Source organism: Veillonellales bacterium, assembly GCA_039680175.1.
In the GTDB taxonomy this organism is placed as follows: Bacteria; Bacillota; Negativicutes; order JAAYSF01; family JAAYSF01; genus JBDKTO01.
On sequence record JBDKTO010000063.1, the window covers coordinates 1 to 1890 of the forward strand.

Here is a 1890-nt window from a genome sequence, read left to right on the forward strand (position 1 = left end):
CTTTTCAATTGCCAGGCAAGTAAGCAAGAGAGAGGTTTCTTTCACTTTTTGATTGACCGATGGCGGGGACGGGAATAGAATAATTCGAAATACGGAAAAAACTTGGAGGTATGTGTATCCGGAGCTATGGAAACAGCGAGCTCCACGTTGCGGCGCCTGATGGCACTAAACTTATGGAAAAGATTGCATGGTGGCGGGGCGTAGCAACATAAAACAGCCAAAGTTTATAGGCAAATGGTGAATATGGCTACTGAAAAGTCTGTGGTCCAATTGACGAGTTAGCAGCCGTGAAAAGCGGGACCAGGAATCCGCCAGAATGCCGTGCAGTAAGGTGAGGCCGTACCAGAAATAAGGAATTGCATGGGAAGGGAACAAAATAGTCCCAAGATGGGAGCATTGATGATTGCTGTACAGTTACGGTTTTTTGTATGGGTGAGTTGAATTATTGCTAGCTTGACGCTTTCGGCGCAGAAACTGTTTTTGAGGGCAATGATGAAATACAGGATTACCCCACAACTAATTACCTTTACGTATGAGGCTTTATTAAAGTCCTTTTGGCGAAAAAATGCTCTGAAAAAATTCCTTCAAGGTTGTGGAATACCAGAAGTACTATTGAACTCTTGGAATAATGAAGAATCAAAAAGGACTTTTCTTGATAGAACATTTGAACGACTTCAAAAGGATGAAGATAGTAAAGTCAGTATACTACGTCTTGCTTTAGCATTATCTGAACAAACATCTTTTCCTGACCTGCGCAACTGGGAAGACTCTGAGCAAAAAATACGAGAGGCTCATTTGGCTGTTGCAGAACTGGGTGATTATCTTGAAAAACAGAATGTTGAAATAACTACTGAAGAAAAAAAAGCTGAGGCCCGAAAGAAAGCGGTTGAAGAAAGTATTAAAATACAAAAGGAAATTGGTGATAAAGAAAAACTAAAAACAGAATTTGAGAAATTGTCGCTAAAAATTGGAGCTCAAGAGGCTGGTTATCGATTTCAAGTTTGGTTTTATAAGTTAATTGATTTTTGTGAAATAGAGAATAAAAAGCCATATTCAATAGATGGAAGACAAATAGATGGCTCTATAACGCTTGATGGAACAACGTATCTTGTAGAATTAAAATTCAAAACTGAACAAAGCCCTGCAACTGATGTAGATTCACTTAAGGCAAAAATTGTTAAAATGGCTGATAATACAATGGGTATCCTTTTAGCCGTTTCTGGTTTTAGTAGTGTAGCAATATCAGAAGCTTCATGTGATAAGACGCCACTATTACTAATGGATGCAAGTCACTTATTCTACTATTTAACTGGAGTCATGGATATGAAGGACATTATTCGTAGAATCAGACGCCATGCATCACAAACTGGAAAAGCCTACTTATCTGTTGAAGATTTTTCTAAATAGCAATGTGAAAAAATCTATACTAACAAGAAAATGCAGACACTGTCTGCAAAATCGTCAGTCGTATAAAAAAGCCAGACAATATTTGGCCAAATTAATATTATCCGTACAATGTCTGAACAGCCAATCTCGTCAATATTTATGGCGAGCATAGCGATCAGCAAAAACCGCAATTACCAAGTTCAGAAGTTTGAGGCCTTCGTACAAAACGAGGCAAAATTCTGCCAGTCTAGTACTTGGTGGATAAAGAGCGCCGCTCGATAGCTTGGTTAATGTTACAAGGGAATATTTAACGCATAACAACGGACTTATGTGCTCGCTATAAATAAGAAACAGAATATACTGTATCGGTTTTTATGATTGGCCGTCAGTAACTCTCAACGCATAATTCATCGAGTTTCTTCTTGGGAGTATTCATCCCAAGCGTTTGTCTTGGCCGCTCATTAAGCAATCTTGCAATCCTGGTTATCGATCGCTGCGAAAGCT

At 38.9% G+C, this 1890-nt stretch carries 1 protein-coding gene; it reads left to right on the forward strand.

The annotated features are described in order from the left end of the window. Window positions 1-489 precede the first annotated feature (489 nt). The gene (locus tag ABFC84_09770) at window positions 490-1407 is read left to right on the forward strand and encodes a hypothetical protein (GenBank protein ID MEN6413024.1); all 918 of its coding nucleotides are present in this window, start codon (window positions 490-492) and stop codon (window positions 1405-1407) included. Window positions 1408-1890: the final 483 nt, after the last annotated feature.